Consider the following 21,219-nt stretch of genomic DNA (forward strand, 5'->3'; position numbering starts at 1 on the left):
TGCACGGACGCTCAGTGAACTGGTGTAAGCCTCCTGGCCAAGTTCGACACCGGTCGCTCATACAATCTGTAGCAGAGCACACTCGCGACGATCGTAAGCACGATCGCGAGAACTGCGGTGAGGACTGGAGCCTTTGAGCCACCGACTAAAAAACCGGTGAGAGTGAAGAGGATTGGATGCAGCAAGTAAACCGAATAGCTTGCTTCGCCAAGTGTAGACAACGGCCTGTCCAACGTCGGTGGAAGCGGGACCATCATCTTGTAGGCGATCGCGCAAAGAAGCACGCACAGCATCGAGAAGGCGATGCGATTGGGTCCCGTGACGAGGCTGATCTGCTCAGGTCCCGTCGGCCAGAGTATGAACAGGGCGACGACAGTGACAAGTGCCGCGAGGAGCACTCTTCGAGGTATGGCGACGTCGCGGAGCAACTTCCCTATGGCGAACCCCGCCACAAACAGGAACGCCTGATTGAGCGGGTTTACGTAGGTGCCCCACTGCTCGGAAAGCGGTCTTGACGGATCAAGCCCGAAGAAAGCGAAGTATGCACCGAGTGACACAAAGGCGACGACGCACACGGCGAACGAGGAGCGTCTGCGCGCGCTGAGTGCCACGAGCGGCAGGAACGCATAGAAAACGAGTTCATTACCGATTGACCAAGCGCCGAGCGCGATGTACCCGTCCCAATCGACGAAACCGAAGAGTCCGCTGATATTCAGGAGAAGCACGCGCCATCCCGGCCAGTTCGCCTGAAGAATGAGAGTCACGACGGTCACGAGAACCAGCAGCGGGAATATCCGGAAAAATCGGCGGATGAAGAATGTGCGGATGCCAGCGCCGTCGTTGAGCCGCTCGGAATACACGTGGAACATCGTGAGCCCGCTCAGGACGTAGAACACCGCGACACCATAGATGCCGATTCGACCAAGGGCTGTGTCGGCTCCTGAAGGACCGAAGGTCCATGATGTGTAGTGGTACAGCATGATCCCGAGGGCCGCTGCGCCCCGTAGATAGTCCAGGTTGCTCAACCGTACGCGATGGGCAATGAACATGCGCGTAACTCTATCCGACGTTCCTCAGGGCAGACGGATGGACGGAGCTCCCTTGAGGTTCGAGACTCACGTGGCCGGTAGACTGGAACGTATGAAGGTACTGCTCACAGGCGCTGACGGATTCATCGGATCACACCTCGCGGAGCAGCTCGTACGTGACGGACACGAAGTCCGAGCGCTGGTGCTGTACAACTCGTTCGATTCGCGTGGTTGGCTCGATGGCATCGATCCGGAGGTCGCGTCGGAAATCGAGTTTCTCCCGGGTGACGTGCGCGACCCTGCGTTGATGATGTCCGCTGTCCGCGACCGGGATGCTGTACTCCATCTCGCGGCACTGATTGCGATCCCGTACTCGTACGCCGCGCCAGATCTATATGTGCAGACGAACATCCAGGGCACGGTGAACCTGCTCAACGCGGCGCGCGCGGCCGACGTGTCGCGATTCATCCACACCTCTACCAGCGAGGTGTACGGCACGGCCAGATACGTACCGATGGACGAGGGGCACCCGCTCCAAGGCCAATCGCCGTACTCGGCCTCGAAGATCGCCGCCGACCAGATGGTGAATTCCTTCCACACGTCGTTCGGTCTTCCCACTGTGACGGTCCGCCCGTTCAACACGTTTGGGCCGCGCCAGTCCGCTCGGGCCGTGATCCCGACGATCATTAGCCAGCTCGCTGCGGGCAAGCGAGAGATCCAACTCGGCGCGCTCACGCCCACACGTGACTTCACCTACGTGCCCGACACGGTGTCCGGATTCATTGCCGCGCTCAACAGCACGGCGGGCGTGGGCGAAGTCATCAACCTTGGCGTCGGGTTCGAGGTATCGATCGCTCGAACATTCGAGCTCATCACCGAAGCGATGGGGATCGAGGCTAACGCCACGGAAGACCCCGCTCGTCTGCGCCCGGCGAACTCTGAGGTCGAGCGCCTTTTCTCTGACAACACCAAGGCCCGTGAGATCCTCGGCTGGACACCTCGCTACGACGGCGATGACGGATTCCGCGAAGGACTTCGCGAGACGGCGCAGTGGTTCACCGACTCCACGAACCTCGCTCGATACCGCACCGACGCGTACGTCGTATGAGTACTGAAGCAGACATCGTCCAGCTGATCCGTGGGGTCGTCGGTGACGACCCGTTCGTGGGGCTCCACGTGCCGAGCATCGGCGAGCGCGAAAAGGCGCGCGTTCTCGAATGTCTGGACTCCACTTTCGTGTCGAGCGTCGGGATGTTCGTCACGGACTTCGAGCAGGGTATTGCGGAGTTCACTGGCGCTGCGCACGCGGTCGCCGTGTCGAACGGCACGTCCGCGCTGCAGGTTGCCCTCGAGCTCGTCGGCGTGCGGTCTGGCGATGAGGTGATCGTCCCCACGCTGTCATTCGTGGCGACCGCGAACGCGGTGGCGCACACCGGCGCCGTGCCGTACTTCGTCGACAGCGACGAGGAGACATTGGGCCTCTCGGTGGACGCTGTTGCGACGGTGCTGCGCGCTGCGCGCCGGGGCCCGGATGGGCCGATCGACTCCGCGACGGGGCGTCGAATCGCAGCCATCGTCCCGATGCACGCGCTGGGTCATCCGATGCGCATCGCTGAGCTCGTTGCGCTCGCCGACGAGTACGGTGTGCCCGTGGTCGAAGACGCGGCGGAGTCATTGGGCAGTCGTGTTGACGGCGTTCACACCGGAACGTTCGGACGCCTCGGGATCATGAGCTTCAATGGGAACAAGATCCTCACCACGGGCGGTGGCGGGATGATCCTCACCGAAGACGACGAACTCGCCTGGCACGCCAAGCACCTCACGACGACGGCGAAGCTCCCGCACCGCTGGGAGTTCGAGCACGACGAAGTCGCTTACAACTACCGAATGCCCAATCTCAACGCCGCACTGGGCGTCGCTCAGTTGGAACGTCTCCCGGACTTCCTTGAGAAGAAGCGAGCCTTGGCTGACGGCTACATCACGGCGTTCGCCGACGTGCGTGGAGTGCGCTTTCTCTCCGAGCCCGCGGGGACCACGAGCAACTACTGGCTATGCGCTGTGCGCATCGACGGGGGGATCGTTGCGCGGAATGCCGTACTGGAGGCGACCAATGACGCAGGGCTTCAGTGCCGTCCGTTCTGGAACCTGCTACACCGACAGGCGCCGTACCGGAACCTTCCGCACTCCGCGACACCTGTTGCCGATGCGCTGTATGAGAGCACGGTGTGCATCCCGAGCACGCCTGGGCTGGCGGCCGCATGAGGACCGTTGCAGTCCTGACCGGGACGCGGGCGGACTACGGTCTGCTGCGTGGGTTGATCCGTGAGATCGACGCTGACCCCGCGCTCGAGCTGAGGCTGATCGCGACGGGGACACATCTGGTGGACGAGTTCGGACGAACCAGTACCGAGATCGAGAACGACGGGTTCGCTCTCAGTGCCACCGTACCGATCTGGTCTGGCGACGATGATCGGCTCTCGGTCGCGGCGGATGTCGGACGAGCTGTGCCGGGCTACGCTCGCGCGCTCGCCGAGATCTCCCCGGATGTGCTTGTGGTCCTGGGAGACCGGCTCGAAGCATTCGCCGCGGCCACTGCTGCGACCATCCTGTCGATCCCGATCGCACACATCCACGGCGGCGAGGTCACAGAGGGGGCGATGGACGACGCGTTACGCCATTCGCTCACGAAGATGTCGTACTTGCACTTCGCATCCACTCCCGATCATCGCCGACGGGTGATCCAACTGGGGGAGGACCCGGAGCGGGTGTACTTCCATGGCGCACCGATCGTCGACGCACTGGACTCGCTCGAACTGCTCTCTCGGACAGCGGTGGAGCAGCGTTTCGACATCCGGTTGCCGATGCCGACGGCGCTGGTGACGTTCCACCCCGCAGCGATGGACGTCGCCCGACCTGAGCAGCTCGTCGAGGAGCTGCTGGCTGGACTTTTGGGGGTCGAAGGACTGCACCTCGTCATAACCGGTTCGAACTCCGACATTGGAACGGCGGACGTGCGCGCCCGTATCGCGGCATTTACGACGTCTCATCCGGACCGCGTGGACTTCGTGGAGTCGTTCGGACAGCTCGGCTATCTGAGCGCAATGTCCGCTGTCGCCGTCGTCGTCGGCAACTCTTCCAGCACGGTGCTCGAGGCGCCCGTGCTGGGCGTCCCCTCGGTGCTCATCGGCGATCGGCAGAAGGGCCGTCCACTGGCCGACACGGTTACCGTCCCTACGCCTGAGCGTGACACGATTGCCGCCGCGGTGCGCACCGCGATCAGCTGGACAGCGAAACGATCCGGCACCAGTATCTTCGGCGCTCCCGGATTCGCCGCGCGCACAGCCGCCACACTGCGCGATGCGGTCATCCCGCGCCCGCCCCGCAAGTCGTTCCACGACCTCGAAGAGGAGTCCGCCCATGAATGATCAGGTGTTCGTCATCGCTGAGGCCGGCGTCAACCACAACGGTTCGCTCGACACGGCCAAGGAACTCGTGGACCTCGCGGCGGCAGCCGGAGCCGACGCGGTGAAGTTCCAGACATTCTCGGCAGATGCTCTTGCCCTAGAGAGTGCGGCGTTGGCTGACTACCAGCGCGTGTCCGAGGACGACAACCGCTCTCAGCACGACCTACTCCGGCAGCTTGAGCTGTCGCATGTTGAGTTTCGGGCTCTCCGCGGACACTGCGACGGTCGTGGCATCGGTTTCCTCTCCACAGCGTTCGATGTCGCAGGGCTGAACTTCCTCGTCGGCGAGCTCGGGATCCCGATCGTGAAGATCGCGTCGGGCGACCTCACCTTCGCGCCGCTATTGGTGGCCGCGGGGCGCACCGGACTGCCGGTGATTCTGTCCACCGGGATGGCGGAGATGTCTGAGATCGAGCGAGCGCTGCGGTTCATCGCTGCCGGCGTCTCCCAGGCGCACCAAGCGCTTCCGGCGGGCGCCCGACTCACGGAGGAAGTGCTCGCGAACGCGTGGGATCAGAGGGATGCGTTCGTCGATTTCTCGGCCCACGTGACAATCTTGCATTGCACGACGGAGTACCCCGCAGCTGACGGGCACCTGAACCTCCGTGCCATGCAGACCATCGCCGAAACATTCGGGCACCGGGTCGGCTACTCCGATCATTCGCTCGGCTCACTCGCCTCAGCCCTGGCCGTGGGCCTCGGCGCGACAGTGGTCGAGAAGCACTTCACGTTCGACGTCAACGCAGACGGCCCTGACCACGCCGCCTCACTCGATCCCGACGGGTTGCGCGCCTATGTCAGCGATCTCCGTCGAGTCCCAGCGATGCTCGGGTCTGCAGAGAAGCGGTGCCAGCCGGTCGAAGAACGCAATCGCGACGTCGTGCGGCGGAGCATTGTCGCCGTGCGCGACATTCCGGAAGGTGCGGTGGTCACCGACGCCGATGTGGCGTGCTTCCGACCGGCGACCGGTCGGACCACGTTCGATTACTGGCAGGTCGTCGGCGGTCCGGCGTCCCGGTCGTACCACCGGGGTGAGCTCATCGATGACTGAGTTGGTCCTGCTCGGGGGAGGCGGGCATGCGCGCTCGCTCCTTGCAGCGCTGACGTTGCAAGGCCGCGGCGTCCAAGGATATCTTGCCCCGCGGAGCGGCGACCTTTCCCGGGACTGTCCCTATCTCGGCGATGACGACGTGCTCATGCAACTGAACCCTCGCGAGGTGCAGATCGTGAACGGCCTAGGGTCGACCGCATCGACCAAGGCCCGGAGCGCACTCTACGATCGAGTCACCACACTCGGCTTCAGCGCTGCCCGAGTGATCCATCCTCGGGCATTCGTTGATCCCAGCGCTGCCCTGGGCGCCGGCGTGCAGGTATTCGCTGGCGCAATCGTGAACGCCGGTGCGGCGATCGGCGACGACGCCATCGTCAATTCGGGCGCCGTCGTCGAACATGACGTAGTGGTGGGCGCGCACTCCCACATTGCTCCCGGAGCAGTGTTGGCCGGTGCCGTTCACCTTGGCGAAGGTGTACATGTCGGGCTTGGCGCACGAGTGATTCAAAGCGTTTCCGTTGCCGCCCGGGGCGTCATCGGGGCCGGCGCTGTCGTCATCGATGACGTGCCTGCAGACGTCACCGTCGTCGGTGTGCCTGCACGCCAGATCCGATCTAGGCGGGAAGGACGACGATGACTGCGCACTCTGATCTGTCCGTGAGCCCGAGCACCAGCATCCGCGACTCCCTCGCGCAGCTCGACCGCAGCCGGCTGCAAGTCGTGTTCGTCGAGGATGCAGCGGGGAAGCTGGTGGGTGCGGTCAGTGACGGCGACATCCGCAGAGGCCTCCTCCGCGGGATCGGTTTGGACGATCGCGTGGAACGGGTGATGAACCCGAATCCGGCGACGGTTCTGCCGACAGCCAGCCAGGAATCGGTCGATGACCTGAAGGCACGGCGAGGCATCCGCGTCGTCGCGGTCGTCGATGACGGCCATATCATCGACGTCATCGGAGAAGGGGAACGGATCGCAACTCCGCTACCCACGCCAGTCGTTCTGATGGCCGGGGGTCGAGGTCAACGGCTCTATCCGATCACGAAGGACATTCCGAAACCGCTCGTGCCCCTGGGCGACGTGCCCATGATCGACATCATCCTGAGCCGTCTGCACGATCAAGGTTTCCGACGCGTTCATGTGTCAGTGAACCATCTCGGACATCTCATCGAGGAGCATCTCGGTGACGGCAGCGAACGTGGCCTGGAGATCACTTATCTGCATGAGTCCACACCGCTCGGGACAGCCGGTGCGATGGCGCAGCTTCGGGGCGAAGTCGAACGTCCCTTCGTGGTGATGAATTCGGATCTGTTGACGGACGTCGACCTGCGGAGGATGCTTGCTGTGCATGAGAGCTCCCAAGCCGCCGCGACGATCGGAGCACGGGAGTATGGATTCGAGATCCCCTTCGGGGTGATCCGACGCGAAGGTCATCGTGTGACCGGTCTCGCGGAGAAGCCCTACCACAGTGAACTGGTCAGTGCAGGTATCTATGTGCTCGATCCCGCGGCGCTGACGCTGCTGGCAAAGGACGAGTACTGCGATATGCCGACCCTTCTTGCGCGCATGATGGAGAGCGACCGCCTTGTCACGGCGTTCGAGATCCATGAGGAATGGATAGACGTCGGTCGCCCTGAGGACCTGGAGCGCGCCAGACTGGCGTGGGAACGGAGCACACGATGAGGATCTGCACGATCACTGTGAGAGGCGGATCGAAAGGCGTCCCGAGGAAGAACCTGCGAGTCGTCGCGGGGAAGCCGCTGTTCGGGCATTCGGTCGCGCAGGCCGTCGCCACTGGTCTCTTCGATGAGGTCGTTGTCTCGAGCGACTCCGAGGAGATTCTCGCCCTGGCCCCTGAATTCGGCGCCACGGGAATCGTGCATCGCCCCGCGGAGATGGCGAGCGACACTGCCGGGAAGGTGCCCGCCATCGCGCACGCGGTGAGGATGACGGAGCAGAGACTGGGTCTGAGTTTCGACGTCTGCGTCGATCTCGACGCCACCAGCCCGTTGCGCACTGTGGACGACATCCGAACCGCGGTCGAGATGTTCGAGGAGTCCGATGCCGAATCTCTCATCACGGGGGCTGAGGCTCGACGCAATCCCTACTTCAACCTTGTTGAAGAACAGCCAGATGGCACGGTTGCCGTCAGCAAGAAACCTGACGATGCTGTGCTCCGACGTCAGGATGCACCTCGCTGCTTCGACATGAACGGTTCGATCTACGTCTGGCGACGTGACTCGCTCCTTGAGGGCCAGGTCGTCTTCTTCCCGTCGACGATTCTGTACGAGATGCCTGCGGAGCGCTCCACCGACGTGGACAGCGAGTTCGACTTCCGCATCGTCGAATGGCTGATGGGAACGCGAGATGACCTGTGAGTGAGGACTCGAGAGATCTCGAGGCTCGCACATCCGCCGCAGTGCGCGCCATCCTTGATCTGGAGAATGAAGCTCCTGACGCGCTGCTGGAGATATTGCCCGGCACGACCGTTCCATTCTGGGCGCAAGTTCGTGTGCAGATAGCGTGGGCACTCTCGCAGCAGCAGACGGGTAGCGTGGCGGTCGCCTCGACTGCTACTTGGTCCCGATGGGGCGAGGCGAAACGCGTCGCCCGTGGATATCTGCCCAGTCGATGGGATGCGGTTCGGCGCGCGACATCCCACGACGTGTGTTTTTATGTTTCCGGCGTCACTCTGTCCGCGACTCAGGGACGTGCTCGCAATTGGCTCGTCGACGACTTCGCAGAAGCGACCAGCGACGCGGTTGTGGTGCAGCTTCTCCCGCTGCCGTCTTCAGTCGGCCGGCCCGCATTCCGACCAACTCTCACCATGGAGCCTGCGACTGCGCGCTCACGATGGCGGGAGAGAGGCACGACCATCGCCCCGGGGTATGAGACAGCAGTGCATTCGCTCCTTGCTGAATACGCAAGGCGACTCGATCAGCCGGATGACGCTTTCGCGGCAATCGGCCAGCGTGCGCTTCGCAACGAGAAGCTCCGACCGTTTCAACTTGATGAACTACACCGGATGCTGGATCGGATGCGGCCCAGTCTGGTGTTCTACGACAACGGTTCATACACATACAACGGTGAATCCTTGGGATTGATGAAGGATGCCGGCGCGTACGTGGTGGAGCCGCAACACGGCTGGATCGGGCCCTCCCACGCCGCGTACAACTTCGGACGAGTCTTCGAGGATCCGTCGCTACGCCGCGCGCTTCCTGACGAGCTTTTGACTTTCGGCGAGTACTGGTCCGAGTCGATCCGTCACCCCGGACGTGTGACAGCGATCGGGAAGCCACACCTCGAGCGTCAGGCTGCTTCGGCCGAGACGACACGTCCGAAGCAGATTCTCGTGGTTTCGTCGCGTACCGATCCCGCGCGCACCGATGCATTCGTCGTCGACCTTCATCACGCCGTCGGCGCCGATTGGGCGATCGCCTTTCGGCCGCATCCTGGCGAACGCGCCGAATCGGCGCGACGCTACCCGAGGCTCTCCTCGACGCCGGGAATTACAATCGACACCGAGCCCGATGTCTACGAGTCGCTGAAACGCACGGCCGTTGTCATCGGCGAGGCGAGTACCGTGCTTTTCGAAGCCCGCGCGTTCGGATGCGAAGTGATTCCACGCGAAAGTGCTTTCGCAGAGACTGTGATCGGCGATGCATTCGGGCCAAGAGTAACCGAGGTGGAAGAGACGGCAACGCGTCTGCAGACGCTGGTCGGTGGTCAGGAGATGGCCGCCGTGTCGGATCCTCGGATCTGGGCACCGGACGCGGTCGGCACATACACCCGATGGCTTGTTGAGCGGCACCACGAGCGGGTGGTCGAGTGAGGAGAGAGGGAAGACACGGTCCGCATGCCAGGGTTTCAGGATCGCTGACCTACAATGGACTGATCCCGCGACGGCGTCTGTTGTCGCGCGCTGAATGAGTGGGCCCGTGACTGACACCCGAGAAATATTCGCCGCCATCCCGCGCAGTCACTTCGACACCCCCGGCAAGAGCCGCGGTCTCATCGATGTGATCCGCTGGCGGTATCTGTTGAACCTGCTCGTGCGCACCGGTGTGACGACCCGCTACCGCAACTCTGTGCTGGGGTGGACATGGTCCTATGTGCGGCCAGCCGCCCAGTTCCTGGTCTTCTGGGTCGTACTGGGGCTTTTCATGAACCTCGATCGCGGCATCCCGAATTACGCGGTCTACCTGTTTTCCGGGATCGTGGTGATTAACCTCTTCACAGAAGGATTCAAGAACGCCACGACGTCCATAGTCGGGAATGCGCCCCTCGTACGCAAGGTGTTCCTTCCGCGTCAGCTCTTCGCCGTGTCGGCGGTAGTCGTCGCGTTCGTCCACTTCCTCCCTCAGGTGGGACTTCTGCTGATCGTCTGCCTTCTCCTGGGGTGGATCACGCACGTGACAATCGTCTCCGTTTTGGCGATTCTCGCTGGCATGCTGATCGTGATGACCTTCTCGCTTGGGCTCGGGCTGTTCTTCGGTGCCATCAACGTCCGCTTCCGAGACGCGGAGAACATCGTCGAACTGATGCTCCTGCTTGCGACGTGGGCATCGCCGGTGCTCTATTCGTGGACCCAAGTGCAGGATGCCGTCGTCGAGACGCTCGGCTGGCCACAATGGCTAGTCGAGATATACCTGTTGAACCCCATCACGCAGGGCGTGGAACTTTTCCACTACGCGTTCTGGCGCCCGGCGACCGAGGGGATGACCTCGGCGTCCGGCTATGCAGGAGCACAATTGATGGACTTGCCGCCTGGGCTCGCGTGGAACACCCTTTGGACGTTCCTCATCGCCGCCGCCACTCTGCTGCTCGGACAGATGGTTTTCCGGCGATTGGAAGGAAGGTTTGCACAAGACCTATGAGTGAGCAGACGGCGATCAGACCCAGCGTCATCATCGACGGCGTGCGCAAACGATTCACGTTGAATCACGCTTTTTCCCTGAAGGACACGGTCGTGTCGTGGATGAAGCGGCGCAAGCTCACGAGCGAGTTCGAGGCGCTAAAGGGCATCGATCTGGTAGTTGGCGAGGGAGAGTCTCTGGCGATCCTCGGATTCAACGGATCTGGGAAGTCGACACTGCTCAAGCTCGTCTCAGGTGTAATGGAGCCGGACGAAGGGCAGGTGCTCACAAGAGGGCGGGTCGCCGGTCTCATCGAGGTCGGGGCGGGGTTCCATCCCGAGCTGTCCGGCCGCGAGAACGTCTTCCTCAACGCTGCGATCCTGGGTATGAAGAAGCATGAGATCGAGGCACGGTATGACGAGATCGTCGCGTTCAGCGAGATCGAGGCGTTCATCGATCAGGAAGTAAAGCACTATTCGTCCGGCATGTTCATGCGGCTGGCTTTCTCCGTCGCTATCCACGTCGAGCTCGATGTCTTGCTCGTCGACGAGATCCTCTCGGTCGGCGATGCACCGTTCCGCGAGAAATGTCGGCTGAAGTTCGAGGAGCTCATCGCGCAGGGGAAAACACTCATCGTGGTCAGTCACGACATGGACATGATCCGCGAGCTGTGCAGCCGCGGAGTCGTGATCAACAAGGGCGAGCTCATTTATGACGGTGACATCGCGGGCGCAATCGCGCTGGTGGACGCGTGATTGTCGACTGGCTGGCACAGACGCCGGCCCTGGTGGTAGCCGGGCTCGTTGTATCCGCCCCAGGTCTCTTGGCGCTCTTCGGCGCAGGCCTGCGGGGACTGGCGCTCGGCGCCTTCGCTCCAGTTTTCAGCATCGCAGCGACGGCGATCGCGGCGTTGGTGTTCGGTCAGGTGGGCTTGCCTTGGTCGCCGTTGACGTGGGTTCTCGCGATGCTGGTCTTCGTAGCGGTCGCGTGGCTCGTCGGCCGGATGCTCGGACCAGCTCCGACCGAGAGCGCGGACTTGCGTTGGGTGCTCGTGTTCGGGCTCTTCTTAGGAGCGTTGTTCGCAGGATGGCGCCTGATCTCCTATATCAGCGACCCAGACGGAATCTCGCAGACCAACGACGCGGTGTTCCATATGAACGCGGTCCGCTACATTCTCGAGACCACTGACGCTTCATCAATGCACGTGAACGCCGTCATCGGTGGGCGAAGTTTCTACCCCGCTGCCTGGCACGGTGTGACTGCCCTCATCGTCATGGCGACCGGTGTGAGCATTCCCGTGGCCGCCAACATCTTCACCGTAGTGATCGGGGCCGTCATCTGGCCGCTCGGGATCGCGTGGCTCGCCCGCAGTGTGTTCCGATCCGATGTCGTAGCTGGGTATGCGGCGGTCCTCGCCAGCGCTCTGCAAGCGTTTCCCTTGCTGATGTTCCAATGGGGTGTGCTGTTTCCGAACGCGCTGTCGACAGCACTTGTGCCAGCGGCTCTGGCAATGGTCGTTTCAGGTTCGTCGTGGGTACGTGAGAGCGCCCGTTGGGAGGGGTGGGTGCGTCTCGGCCTATTCACGCTCGTCGCGGCGGCTGCGCTCCTGCTCGCACAGCCGGCGGCCTTCCTGCCGTGGGCTGCGATGAGCGTCGTGTGGTTGTCGTACGCCGTAGTCAAGCATGCTGAGATGCTTGGCATAGCCCGAGCACTCATGATCGTCACAGCAGCATGGGTTGTTCTCACGCTCGTTTGGGTCTACCTCGCCCGAGGCACTTCTGGATCGCACTGGCCGCCTTTCCGGAACAAGTTCGAGGCTCTCTTCGATGTGCTCCTCAACGGTCAGGTGCGGATGCCGATTGCCCTCGCCATCAGCGTGCTGATGCTCGTCGGTCTCGCTGTCACCATCCGGCGACGTGAGCTGCGCTGGTTCGCCGTGTCTTGGGCTGGCATCTCCCTGCTGTACGTGCTGGTTGCCGCGGTAGGGAACGCATTTGTCCGGGAGAGCATCTTGGGCGCTTGGTACGCGGATCCGTATCGGATCGCCGCACTCGCTCCGATCGCTGCAATACCGCTTGCCGCGCTGGGACTGGATGCCCTCATTCATTTTTTCGCACGTCGTTTTGGCAGGAAGGAGCGCGCTTTCGCCGTTGCGTTGGCGGGGCTGTGTGCGTCCGTGGTCGTCATGATCGTCATCGTGTGCTTCCGTGGAGTCGCCATGCCGGCGTTCCTGGAGGCGACGTTCGACCGCGAGTCACGCTACCTCGCCGCTTCTGATGCCTACCTTAATCCCGACGAACGTGCACTTCTGGAAGAGTTGCCCGACCTTGTCGATGAAGACCAGCGCGTCCTTGGGAACCCCTCGACCGGAGCGGGATTCGGGTATGTTCTGAGCGGCCTCGATGTTTACCCCCGTACATGGTCTCCGCCCAAATCCGACGCGTGGGCGGAGATTGCGGAACGTCTTCGCGAGGCAGGGCAGGAGGACTCCGTCTGCGAGGCTCTAGAGGTGTACGGCGACCCGGCGTATGTCTTGGATTTCGGTCCGAGCGGCGTTGGACCGGGGAAGTACCCCGCGCCGGGAATGACTGACTTCGATGGGCAGGACGGATTCGAGTTGGTTGCGCGCGAGGGTGCCGCGTCTCTCTGGCGTATCACGGCGTGCGCGCGGTGACCTCTGAGCGAAGGTCGGTAGGATCTCAGTCGATGCGCCAGGTTGATCGATCCGTTCTCGTCGTCGTGCCGGCGTTGAACGAAGAGGATTCCGTCGCGGACGTCGTCCGTGACGTCAGCTCAGCGCTCCCCGGGGCTCGCTGCCTCGTAATCGATGACGGCTCGACGGACCGGACTGGATCTCGAGCGCGCGAGGCGGGGGCCGACGTGCTCACATTGCCGTTCAACATCGGCGTCGGGGGAGCGATGCGAGCTGGATTCCGATTCGCGCGCGATCACGGCTTTGATGTCGTCGTGCAGGTGGATGCCGATGGGCAGCACGATCCGGGAGCGATCCCCGGGCTCATCAAGCTTCTCGGTGAAGCCGATATCGTCATTGGAGCACGATTTGCCGGTGTCGGTGACTACGGTGTCCGCGGACCACGACGGTGGGCGATGCGGATCCTCGCCCGGGTGCTCACGCGAGTAGCGCGAACGCCGCTCACCGACGTTACGAGCGGGTTTAAGGCTGCGGGCCCACGCGCTGTGGAGCTATTCGCTCGAACCTATCCAGCCGAGTACCTCGGTGACACGATCGAGGCGCTTGTGATCGGTGCGCGCGCGGGATTACGGATCCTGCAGCTCCCGGTCGCAATGCGGCCGCGTCAGGGCGGGGAGCCGTCACACCGGCCGGTCAAAGCAGCGATCTACCTAACACGCGCGATCGCAGCATTCTTGCTCGCCATGATGCGACCGCGTCAGCATGCGCAGGGAGTTTCACAGTGAACGCTGTCACGTATGCCTTCGGGATTGTCGCCGCGGTGCTCGCGCTCATCGCCATTGTCGAACTCATGCGGCGTGGCACGCTCCGCGAGCGACACGCCGTCTGGTGGTTCGTCGGTGGCATCCTCGCCCTCGTCATCGCAGTGTTCCCGCAGCTTCTTACCGCTGCTGCGCGCCTTCTGCGGGTCGAGGTGCCCGCGAACCTAGTGTTCTTCGTGGCCATCGGATTGCTGTTCCTCGTGAGCCTCCAGTACGGCGCAGAGCTCACTCGCGTGGAGGAGAAGTTGCGTACGCTCGCCGAGCGCGCAGCGTTCCATGAGCGCCGTCTTGTGGAGTTGGAGCGCTGCGTGACGGAAGCCGCCGCTCGCGACGAAGGCGACGAGGAGGTCCCGTGACCGCGCCCCGGCTCCTTATCGCCTCTCGCTTGTATCCGCCCGAGGTGAGCGCCGGATCGTTCCGGCTGGGAGCGCTGGGCCGTGCGCTCGCCAGAGCGGGTGCCTCGGTGCGGGTTCTCACCACGGTGCCACCCGCGCACGCGCCGGCGGGACAGAATGAGCGGGACGTCGATGTGCGACGTTGGCCAGTGCTTCGCGACTCCGGCGGCAATGTGCGCGGCTACGTCCAGTACCTGAGCTTCGACGCTCCGCTTCTTCTGCGCATGCTCTTCACCCGCTACGACGTCGCTGTGGCGGAATCGCCGCCGACGACGGGTCTTGTCGTCGGGATCGCGAGCGCATTGCGGCGCCGTCCGTTCGCGTACTACGCCGCCGATGTCTGGACCGACGGGGTCATTTCGATGGGTGCGCCGCGATTCGTGGTGAGCGTTATGCGTATGATCGAGCGGGCTGTGCTCCGACGCGCACGCACAGTCATCTCGGTATCGGACGAGGTGACTGAACGACTACTGGTGCTCGACGCAGATCCGGCGCGCATCGCCACTGTAGGCAACGGCATTGACACAGATATCTTCTCGCCGGACGTGGAGCCGATTGCCGACGCGGGGCGCTACCTGATTTACACCGGGACGATGTCGGAGTGGCAACAGCCGGAGATCTTCATCCACGCGTTCGCCAGGATCGCGGCCGACTACCCTGATGTCCGCCTTAAGTTCTTTGGCCAAGGAGTCGTCGAAGCGAGTCTCCGGCGAATCGCGGAGGACATCCTGCCGGGGCGGGTCGACTTTGGCGGAGTCGTCAGTCCGCAGCTGTCGGCGCGCTGGATCCGCGGAGCAGCGGCATCGCTGGTGAGCATCGTGCCCGGAATCGGCTATGACTTCGCTCGGCCGACGAAGACGTACGCTGCGGCCGCTGTTGGCACTCCGGTGCTGTTCGCCGGTCCGGCTACGGGCGCGCGCTTGGTGCGCGACGGCGGACTTGGACGAGCCGTGACGTTCGACGTTGACGCGGTCGCCGCCGGCATGCTGGACCTGCTGGCGGAGGAGGCCAACGGGACATGCATGCGGCTCCGGCCTGAACGTGCATCCTGGGCACGCGCTCACGTCTCACTCCACGCCGTCGCCGATCGTGCGGTCGCGGCGATCGCTCAGGCAACCGGCGAGTGGGCGACTAAGCTGGTCTCCGGTTCCGCCGACCTCGACTCGGAGCCAGAAAGCCGATCCAGTGACTGAGAATTCCCGCGTGCGGATCGTTGATTCCGCTGATGTTTCGCCCGATGCCGTCATCGGCGACGGCTCCTCAATTTGGCATCTCGCGCAGGTGCGTGAAGGCGTGCAGATGGGGCAGAACTGCATCGTTGGACGCGGCGCTTACGTTGGTACCGGCGTCACGATGGGCGACAACTGCAAAGTGCAGAACTACGCGCTTGTGTACGAACCAGCGAAGCTCGCCGACGGCGTATTCATCGGCCCTGCCGTAGTGCTCACCAACGACACCTACCCGCGCGCCATCAACGCGGACGGCACGCTGAAGAGCGCCCACGATTGGGAACCGGTCGGCGTGACGATCGAGCGAGGTGCATCGATCGGTGCGCGTGCCACTTGCGTTGCGCCGGTGACGATCGGTGCATGGGCGACGGTCGCTGCGGGCGCTGTCGTCGTGAAGAATGTCCCCGCACACGCGTTGGTCGTGGGCGTTCCGGCCCGGCGCATCGGGTGGGTCGGCGAAGCAGGCGTCCCCCTGACACCCGATGAAACACCAAACGTCTGGGTCTGCCCGATCACGGGCGATCGGTACATCGAATCTGCAGGCACTCTGAGCAAGGAGACCGTGTGAGTGAGTTCATTGCCCCCGCTAAGCCGATCATTGGTGATGAGGAGCGTGAGGCGGTTGACCGTGTGATGCGCAGCGGGATGGTGGCGCAGGGCCCGGAGGTTGCGGCGTTTGAGACCGAGTTCTCGGCGCATTTCGTGCCGGGTCGTCCGTCTGTTGCGGTGAATTCGGGTACGGCCGGGCTGCATTTGGGTTTGTTAGCGGCGGGTGTGGGGGCGGGGGATGAGGTCATTGTTCCGTCGTTCACGTTCGCCGCGACGGGGAACTCTGTCGCGTTGACCGGTGCGACACCGGTGTTCGTCGATATTGAGCCGGAGACGTTCAGCCTGGATCCCGAGGCGGTAGCTGCGGCGATCACCCCGTCGACGAAGGGCATCCTGCCGGTGCACCTGTATGGGCACCCGGCGCGGATGCGGGAGCTGGAGGCCCTCGCCGCTGCGCGGGGCGTGGCACTGTACGAAGACGCCGCGCAGGCGCACGGTGCGTCCCTCGACGGTCGACCGGTCGGCTCATTCGGCGAGTTCGCGATGTTCAGCCTGTATCCGACGAAGAACATGACGAGCGGTGAGGGCGGCATGGTCACCACCGCGACGGAAGAGATCGCCCGTCGGGTGCGGTTGCTGCGTAATCAGGGCATGGAGCGGCAGTACGAGAACGAGGTGATCGGGTTCAACGCCCGGATGACGGACATTCATGCCGCGATCGGGCGTGTGCAGTTGACGAAGGTCGACGCGTGGACCGCGCAGCGGCAGGCGAATGCGGCATTCCTGGACGCGAACCTGGAGGGTGTTGTGGTGCCGCCGGTTGCCGAGGGAGCGGTGCATGTGTATCACCAGTACACGATCCGTGTGCCGGAAGATCGGGACGGGTTCGTCGCCGCGCTCAAGAGCGAACATCAGGTCGGTGCCGGGGTGTATTACCCGATCCCGAATCACCGTCTCCCCTCGTTGACTCACTTCGCGCCGGGGCTGGATCTGCCCGAGACCGAACGCGCCGCCCGTGAGGTCGCGTCGCTCCCGGTGCACCCGTCGCTGTCCCAGCACGATCTGGAACGGATCGTCACTGCCGTGAACATCGTCGCGGGAGCGGGCGCCTGATGGCCGAGGTGCTGCGCGCCGGACTGCTCGGTGTCGGGATGATGGGCCGTCACCACGCCCGGGTGCTGCGGGAGCTGGACGGTGTGGAGCTGGTCGCGATCGCCGACCCGGGCGGAGACCCGCACGCCGTCGCCGGCGACCTGCAGATCCTCCCCGATATTGATGCGCTGATCGGGGCGGGGATCGACATCGCGGTCGTGGCGGTGCCGACCCGGTTCCATGAGGACGCCGCGTTGAAGCTGGCCGCCGCCGGGGTGCACACCCTGGTCGAAAAGCCCATCGCGCACACGCTCGAGGCCGGGCAGCGGATGGTCGACGCGTTCGCTGCTGCCGGGCTGGTCGGTGCGGTCGGGCATATCGAACGGTTCAACCCGGCGTTACAGGAAGCACGCCGCCGCATCGAAGCCGGCGAGTTGGGGGCGGTGTATCAGGTCGCGACGCGCCGGCAGGGCACCTTCCCAGCCCGGATCGCTGACGTCGGTGTCGCGAAAGACCTCGCTTCCCACGATGTGGACCTCACCGCCTGGGTAGTCCAGTCCGATTATGAGCGGGTGTTTGCGCAGACCGCGTTCAAGTCCGGACGCGAGTACGAGGACATGATCACCATCACCGGACGGACGAAGTCCGGGGTGATCGTGAACAACATCGTCAACTGGCTCTCCCCAATGAAGGAGCGTGTCACGGTCGTCACGGGGGAGAAGGGGGCGTTCGTCGCCGACACCGGAACGGGCGATCTGACCTTCTACGCCAACGGCACCATCCCCTTGGAATGGGAATCCGTCTCCTCGTTCCGTGGCGTCTCCGAAGGCGACGTCACCCGGTACGCGTTCGCGAAGCGCGAACCCCTTCGCGTCGAACACGAGAACTTCCGCGACGCCGTCCTCGGACAGGACACCGACGTCGTCACCATGGAACAAGGTCAACGCACCCTCACCGTCGTCGAAGCCGCACTCCAATCGGCCCGCGCGGGCGATTCCGTCGTGATCTGAGACCCATGCTGCACATCTCTCGGACGCTCCGCCGACTATTGCCGTTTCTGCCCTCGTCGGCGCGGACGTTCCTCATCATTTTCGGCATCGTCTCGGCACTGCTAGCGATCGTCGATGTCGTGGCGCTGATGCTGCTCGCGCTGGCACTCGCCAGCACGGTGGCAGGTACCGGGGCGAGCCTCCCGCTGATCGGATCGATCCCGCAGGATCAGATCCTGTGGCTGATCCTCGTGCTCGCCGCGGTCGTTGTCGCAAAGTCCGCTGCGAACGTGTGGCTCCAGTGGATTGCGACGCGTCGGTTCGCGTCGTACGAGCTGTCGGTCGGGCAGGAGCTGTTCGGCGCGTACATCCGCTCCTCGTGGACGGATCGGATTTCGCGCAACAGCGCCCAGATCGTGCAGATGTCAGACACCGGCATCGCCAGTGTCATCGCGGGATTCCTCCTGCCGGTCACCACGCTCCCCGGTCTCGTAGTGACATCCGTCGGAGTCTTCGTCGTAATCGTCGTCTCACAGCCGCTCACCGCGCTCGTCACCATCGTGTACCTCGGCGGCATCGCGATGCTGCAGTACTTCGTGCTGAGCGGTAAAACTCGTCAGGCCGCCCGCGTAGCGCGAGATTCCTCGCTGCGTGTCGCAGCGCTGATCTCCGGCATGGTTGCGTCGCTGAAGGAGATCACGCTCCGCGACAAGGCGGGCGAGGTCAGCGAAATTGTTGGGCAGACCAGGGCACGTACCGCGCAGGCGCGTGCTAACTCGAGCTTCCTCTCTGCCGTGCCGCGATTCATCTTCGACGCGGCGATCATTGGCGGCTTCATCGTTGTTGGCGGCGCGGCGTTCCTCACGAACAACGGGGACATGGCAGCAACCATTTCTGCCGTCGCACTGTTCGGAATCGCCGGATTCCGTCTGGTGCCTTCGCTCACCGGTTTCCAGTCGGTGATCACGCGCACCATCACGTCGGCCCCGTACGTTGATACCGTGATCGCCGATATCGAGGCGTCTAAGCGGTTTCTCGCCGGCCGGGAGGTGCTCGGCAAGGAGCCGTTGCCCAGCGAGCCTAAGGTTCTGGATCTCGATGGAGTTGGGTTCGTCTTCCCCGGCAGTGACGTGCCCGCCGTGCAGGAGGTGTCGGTGCGAATCCCCCTGGGAAGCACCGTGGGTATCGCCGGCGCATCCGGAGCAGGCAAATCGACGCTCGTCGATCTCCTGTTGGGCCTGCTTACCCCGACAGCCGGTGCGATCCGGGTCGATGGTCGACCGCTTGAGGACGTGCTCGGCGCGTGGCGCAGCCACGTCGGATACGTGCCGCAGGAGGTCACCCTCTTCGATGGGACCATCGCACAGAACATCGCGCTGTCGTGGGGGGCAGACTTCGATCGCGTACGCGTCGAGGATGCGGCGCGTCGAGCCCAGCTCTGGAGCGTGATCGAGACGCGAGCCGAGGGCCTCGAGACCCGAGTGGGAGAGCGCGGGATAAGCCTGTCAGGTGGGCAGCGACAGCGTCTGGGGATCGCCCGCGCGCTCTACAACGACCCGCTCGTCCTGGTGCTCGACGAGGCTACGAGCGCTCTCGATACCAAGACTGAAGCGGACGTGGCCGATGCGATCCGTGATCTGCGAGGCGACGTCACGGTGATCGCGGTCGCGCATCGCCTCAGCACGATCCGCGATTCTGATCAGATCCTCTTCATGCAGGACGGCACGGTTGCGGCGCAGGGCACTTTCGATCAGGTCGTGGCGGAGAATCCCGCGTTCGCTCATCAGGCACGACTCGCAGGCCTCGCGTGAAGACAACGAGACGATGACACTGCGCACCAAGACGATCCGCGCAGTACGCGCCATGCTCGGGCTGTTCCCCGATCACGTGCTTGGGCGAATCCTGCCCGGCTCACTGGGCTGGGACGGGGCGCTGCCGGTCGCCACCGCGCCGGACTCCGAGATCCGGCTGTTCGTTGAGCCCGTCAACTCTGCCGGCCAGGGCTATCTCTGGGCACGTGCGGCGGAGCGAGTTTCTGGGGTGCGAGCCGTCAACCTCACCACGTCCAACGCGGCCACAGCTCGATTCGGCTTTCCATCCGACGTCTCCGTACCTGAGGGCGCTTACCTCTTCGCGGCAGGGTGGCAGCGTCGTCAGCGGCGTGCAGTCGAGTCGGGTTTTTCACACGTGCTGCTGGAGTCCGGCCGGTTCCTGTTCGGCACTGATCCGGCAAACAGTCCACTCGAGGTGGCTAGGCGCACCGCAGAGAGCGGAGTCGATATTGCGCTGGTGTGGCACGGATCTGATATCCGGTTGCCGAGTGCTCACGCGCAGTGGGAACGTGATTCGCCGTTTGGAGCGAGGGGCTCTTATCCGCCTGAATCAACACAACGCCTCGAGGAGAATGCTCGCGCGACGAGACGCATGGTCGAGGAATCGCAGTTTCCCGTGTTCGTTTCCACGCCCGGGTTGCTCGACGTTCCGCGGTCCCGATGGTTGCCGGTCGTGGTGGAGCCGGCGAAGTGGCACAGTGCGCGAGTGCCTCTCGCCGCTGGCGTTCCCGTCGTCGCCTATGTTCCGAGTAGTACTCCGCTCAAAGGCGACGCGCAGATCGACACACAACTTACCGGGCTCGAGGCAGAGGGCCTCATCGTGTATCGCAGGTTGGAGGGTATACCCGCTCACCGTATGCCAGCGGTCTACGGAGAGGCGGATATCGTGTTGGATCAGTTCCGTCTCGGGGACTACGGTGTGGCGGCATGCGAGGCGATGGCTGCAGGGCGGCTGGTCCTCGGTCACGTTCATGATGATGTTCGCGCTGCGGTGCAGCGCGAAACCGGAGCCGAGCTGCCGATCGTTGAGACTCGGTTCAACGAGGTCGGTGTCCGCATCCGCCAGATCATCGACAATCCGCACGAATGGGTCTCGAAGGCCCACGCTGGGGTTGCCTTCGTGGACCTAGTGCACGACGGCAAGTACTCTGCGCATGTGCTGGCAGATTTCCTCTTGTCCGGCCAAGACCGGTCGTCCGGAACGCGCTGATAACGTTCCTGATGTCTGTGAAACTTTTTCAACCGCTTCGCCGACCCATCGACATC

The 21,219-nt window shown here is 63.6% G+C and carries 20 protein-coding genes; 19 read left to right on the forward strand and 1 reads right to left on the reverse strand.

Annotation, left to right across the window (positions count from 1 at the left end; translation table 11 throughout):
* Positions 1–11: 11 nt before the first annotated feature.
* Entirely contained in the window at positions 12–1,049 is a 1,038-nt protein-coding gene (locus tag MAE01_RS00535) for an acyltransferase family protein (protein ID WP_147037604.1), read from the reverse strand.
* A 91-nt stretch (positions 1,050–1,140) separates the two neighbouring features.
* Between MAE01_RS00535 and MAE01_RS00540 the strand changes: the two genes are divergently transcribed.
* The 19 genes from MAE01_RS00540 to MAE01_RS00630 all read left to right on the forward strand — a co-directional run bounded on the left by MAE01_RS00540 (position 1,141) and on the right by MAE01_RS00630 (position 21,163).
* Positions 1,141–2,136: an SDR family NAD(P)-dependent oxidoreductase gene (locus MAE01_RS00540; RefSeq protein WP_147037605.1), complete on the forward strand. Its 996-nt coding sequence runs from the start codon at positions 1,141–1,143 to the stop codon at positions 2,134–2,136.
* Positions 2,133–3,290, forward strand: a complete 1,158-nt coding sequence (locus tag MAE01_RS00545; protein WP_147037606.1) for a LegC family aminotransferase — start codon at positions 2,133–2,135, stop codon at positions 3,288–3,290. The genes MAE01_RS00540 and MAE01_RS00545 overlap by 4 nt, the downstream gene beginning before the upstream one ends.
* On the forward strand, positions 3,287–4,453 hold the full coding sequence (gene neuC / locus MAE01_RS00550; RefSeq protein ID WP_147037607.1) for a UDP-N-acetylglucosamine 2-epimerase: 1,167 nt from the start codon (positions 3,287–3,289) through the stop codon (positions 4,451–4,453). The genes MAE01_RS00545 and neuC overlap by 4 nt, the downstream gene beginning before the upstream one ends.
* A complete protein-coding gene (locus MAE01_RS00555) occupies positions 4,446–5,543 on the forward strand; it encodes an N-acetylneuraminate synthase family protein (protein WP_147037608.1) in 1,098 nt (365 codons plus the stop codon). Before neuC ends, MAE01_RS00555 begins: the two co-directional genes overlap by 8 nt.
* Positions 5,536–6,180, forward strand: a complete 645-nt coding sequence (locus MAE01_RS00560; protein ID WP_186806075.1) for an acetyltransferase — start codon at positions 5,536–5,538, stop codon at positions 6,178–6,180. Before MAE01_RS00555 ends, MAE01_RS00560 begins: the two co-directional genes overlap by 8 nt.
* Positions 6,181–6,200: 20 nt before the next feature.
* Positions 6,201–7,220 (forward strand): nucleotidyltransferase family protein, encoded by a 1,020-nt coding sequence (locus MAE01_RS00565; RefSeq protein WP_186806076.1) that lies wholly within the window; start codon positions 6,201–6,203, stop codon positions 7,218–7,220.
* The gene (locus MAE01_RS00570) at positions 7,217–7,915 is read left to right on the forward strand and encodes an acylneuraminate cytidylyltransferase family protein (protein ID WP_147037611.1); all 699 of its coding nucleotides are present in this window, start codon (positions 7,217–7,219) and stop codon (positions 7,913–7,915) included. The genes MAE01_RS00565 and MAE01_RS00570 overlap by 4 nt, the downstream gene beginning before the upstream one ends.
* The gene (locus MAE01_RS00575; RefSeq protein WP_147037612.1) at positions 7,912–9,369 is read left to right on the forward strand and encodes a hypothetical protein; all 1,458 of its coding nucleotides are present in this window, start codon (positions 7,912–7,914) and stop codon (positions 9,367–9,369) included. Before MAE01_RS00570 ends, MAE01_RS00575 begins: the two co-directional genes overlap by 4 nt.
* A gap of 94 nt (positions 9,370–9,463) precedes the next feature.
* Positions 9,464–10,414: an ABC transporter permease gene (locus tag MAE01_RS00580; RefSeq protein WP_147037613.1), complete on the forward strand. Its 951-nt coding sequence runs from the start codon at positions 9,464–9,466 to the stop codon at positions 10,412–10,414.
* A complete protein-coding gene (locus tag MAE01_RS00585) occupies positions 10,411–11,148 on the forward strand; it encodes an ABC transporter ATP-binding protein (RefSeq protein ID WP_147037614.1) in 738 nt (245 codons plus the stop codon). Before MAE01_RS00580 ends, MAE01_RS00585 begins: the two co-directional genes overlap by 4 nt.
* Complete coding sequence (locus MAE01_RS00590; protein WP_147037615.1) at positions 11,145–13,067, forward strand: DUF6541 family protein; 1,923 nt, start codon at positions 11,145–11,147, stop codon at positions 13,065–13,067. Before MAE01_RS00585 ends, MAE01_RS00590 begins: the two co-directional genes overlap by 4 nt.
* Positions 13,068–13,099: 32 nt before the next feature.
* Complete coding sequence (locus MAE01_RS00595) at positions 13,100–13,831, forward strand: glycosyltransferase family 2 protein (RefSeq protein WP_147037616.1); 732 nt, start codon at positions 13,100–13,102, stop codon at positions 13,829–13,831.
* The gene (locus tag MAE01_RS00600; RefSeq protein ID WP_147037617.1) at positions 13,828–14,223 is read left to right on the forward strand and encodes a DUF2304 domain-containing protein; all 396 of its coding nucleotides are present in this window, start codon (positions 13,828–13,830) and stop codon (positions 14,221–14,223) included. Before MAE01_RS00595 ends, MAE01_RS00600 begins: the two co-directional genes overlap by 4 nt.
* Positions 14,220–15,455 carry a glycosyltransferase family 4 protein gene (locus tag MAE01_RS00605; RefSeq protein ID WP_186806077.1) on the forward strand — a complete coding sequence of 412 codons (1,236 nt, stop codon included), beginning with the start codon at positions 14,220–14,222 and terminating at the stop codon, positions 15,453–15,455. Before MAE01_RS00600 ends, MAE01_RS00605 begins: the two co-directional genes overlap by 4 nt.
* A 10-nt stretch (positions 15,456–15,465) precedes the next feature.
* Entirely contained in the window at positions 15,466–16,059 is a 594-nt protein-coding gene (locus tag MAE01_RS00610; RefSeq protein ID WP_147037619.1) for an acyltransferase, read from the forward strand.
* Positions 16,056–17,153 carry a DegT/DnrJ/EryC1/StrS family aminotransferase gene (locus tag MAE01_RS00615; protein ID WP_147037620.1) on the forward strand — a complete coding sequence of 366 codons (1,098 nt, stop codon included), beginning with the start codon at positions 16,056–16,058 and terminating at the stop codon, positions 17,151–17,153. Before MAE01_RS00610 ends, MAE01_RS00615 begins: the two co-directional genes overlap by 4 nt.
* Positions 17,153–18,142, forward strand: coding sequence for a Gfo/Idh/MocA family protein (locus MAE01_RS00620; protein WP_147037621.1), 990 nt, complete (start codon positions 17,153–17,155; stop codon positions 18,140–18,142). The genes MAE01_RS00615 and MAE01_RS00620 overlap by 1 nt, the downstream gene beginning before the upstream one ends.
* Positions 18,143–18,147: 5 nt before the next feature.
* Positions 18,148–19,932: an ABC transporter ATP-binding protein gene (locus tag MAE01_RS00625; protein ID WP_147037622.1), complete on the forward strand. Its 1,785-nt coding sequence runs from the start codon at positions 18,148–18,150 to the stop codon at positions 19,930–19,932.
* A gap of 13 nt (positions 19,933–19,945) precedes the next feature.
* Positions 19,946–21,163 carry a hypothetical protein gene (locus MAE01_RS00630; protein WP_147037623.1) on the forward strand — a complete coding sequence of 406 codons (1,218 nt, stop codon included), beginning with the start codon at positions 19,946–19,948 and terminating at the stop codon, positions 21,161–21,163.
* Positions 21,164–21,219: the final 56 nt, after the last annotated feature.

This window comes from Microbacterium aerolatum (assembly GCF_007988825.1).
Classification (GTDB): Bacteria; Actinomycetota; Actinomycetes; order Actinomycetales; family Microbacteriaceae; genus Microbacterium; species Microbacterium aerolatum.

Excerpts from the sequence above, each read along its gene's own strand:
- neuC (WP_147037607.1), top strand. The coding sequence starts at position 3,287 with ATGAGGACCGTTGCAGTCCTGACCGGGACGCGGGCGGACTACGGTCTG.
- MAE01_RS00560 (WP_186806075.1), top strand. The coding sequence starts at position 5,536 with ATGACTGAGTTGGTCCTGCTCGGGGGAGGCGGGCATGCGCGCTCGCTC.
- MAE01_RS00555 (WP_147037608.1), top strand. The coding sequence starts at position 4,446 with ATGAATGATCAGGTGTTCGTCATCGCTGAGGCCGGCGTCAACCACAAC.
- MAE01_RS00545 (WP_147037606.1), top strand. The coding sequence starts at position 2,133 with ATGAGTACTGAAGCAGACATCGTCCAGCTGATCCGTGGGGTCGTCGGT.
- MAE01_RS00585 (WP_147037614.1), top strand. The coding sequence starts at position 10,411 with ATGAGTGAGCAGACGGCGATCAGACCCAGCGTCATCATCGACGGCGTG.
- MAE01_RS00630 (WP_147037623.1), top strand. The coding sequence starts at position 19,946 with ATGACACTGCGCACCAAGACGATCCGCGCAGTACGCGCCATGCTCGGG.
- MAE01_RS00570 (WP_147037611.1), top strand. The coding sequence starts at position 7,217 with ATGAGGATCTGCACGATCACTGTGAGAGGCGGATCGAAAGGCGTCCCG.
- MAE01_RS00595 (WP_147037616.1), top strand. The coding sequence starts at position 13,100 with ATGCGCCAGGTTGATCGATCCGTTCTCGTCGTCGTGCCGGCGTTGAAC.
- MAE01_RS00535 (WP_147037604.1), bottom strand. The coding sequence starts at position 1,049 with ATGTTCATTGCCCATCGCGTACGGTTGAGCAACCTGGACTATCTACGG.
- MAE01_RS00540 (WP_147037605.1), top strand. The coding sequence starts at position 1,141 with ATGAAGGTACTGCTCACAGGCGCTGACGGATTCATCGGATCACACCTC.
- MAE01_RS00625 (WP_147037622.1), top strand. The coding sequence starts at position 18,148 with ATGCTGCACATCTCTCGGACGCTCCGCCGACTATTGCCGTTTCTGCCC.
- MAE01_RS00620 (WP_147037621.1), top strand. The coding sequence starts at position 17,153 with ATGGCCGAGGTGCTGCGCGCCGGACTGCTCGGTGTCGGGATGATGGGC.
- MAE01_RS00580 (WP_147037613.1), top strand. The coding sequence starts at position 9,464 with ATGAGTGGGCCCGTGACTGACACCCGAGAAATATTCGCCGCCATCCCG.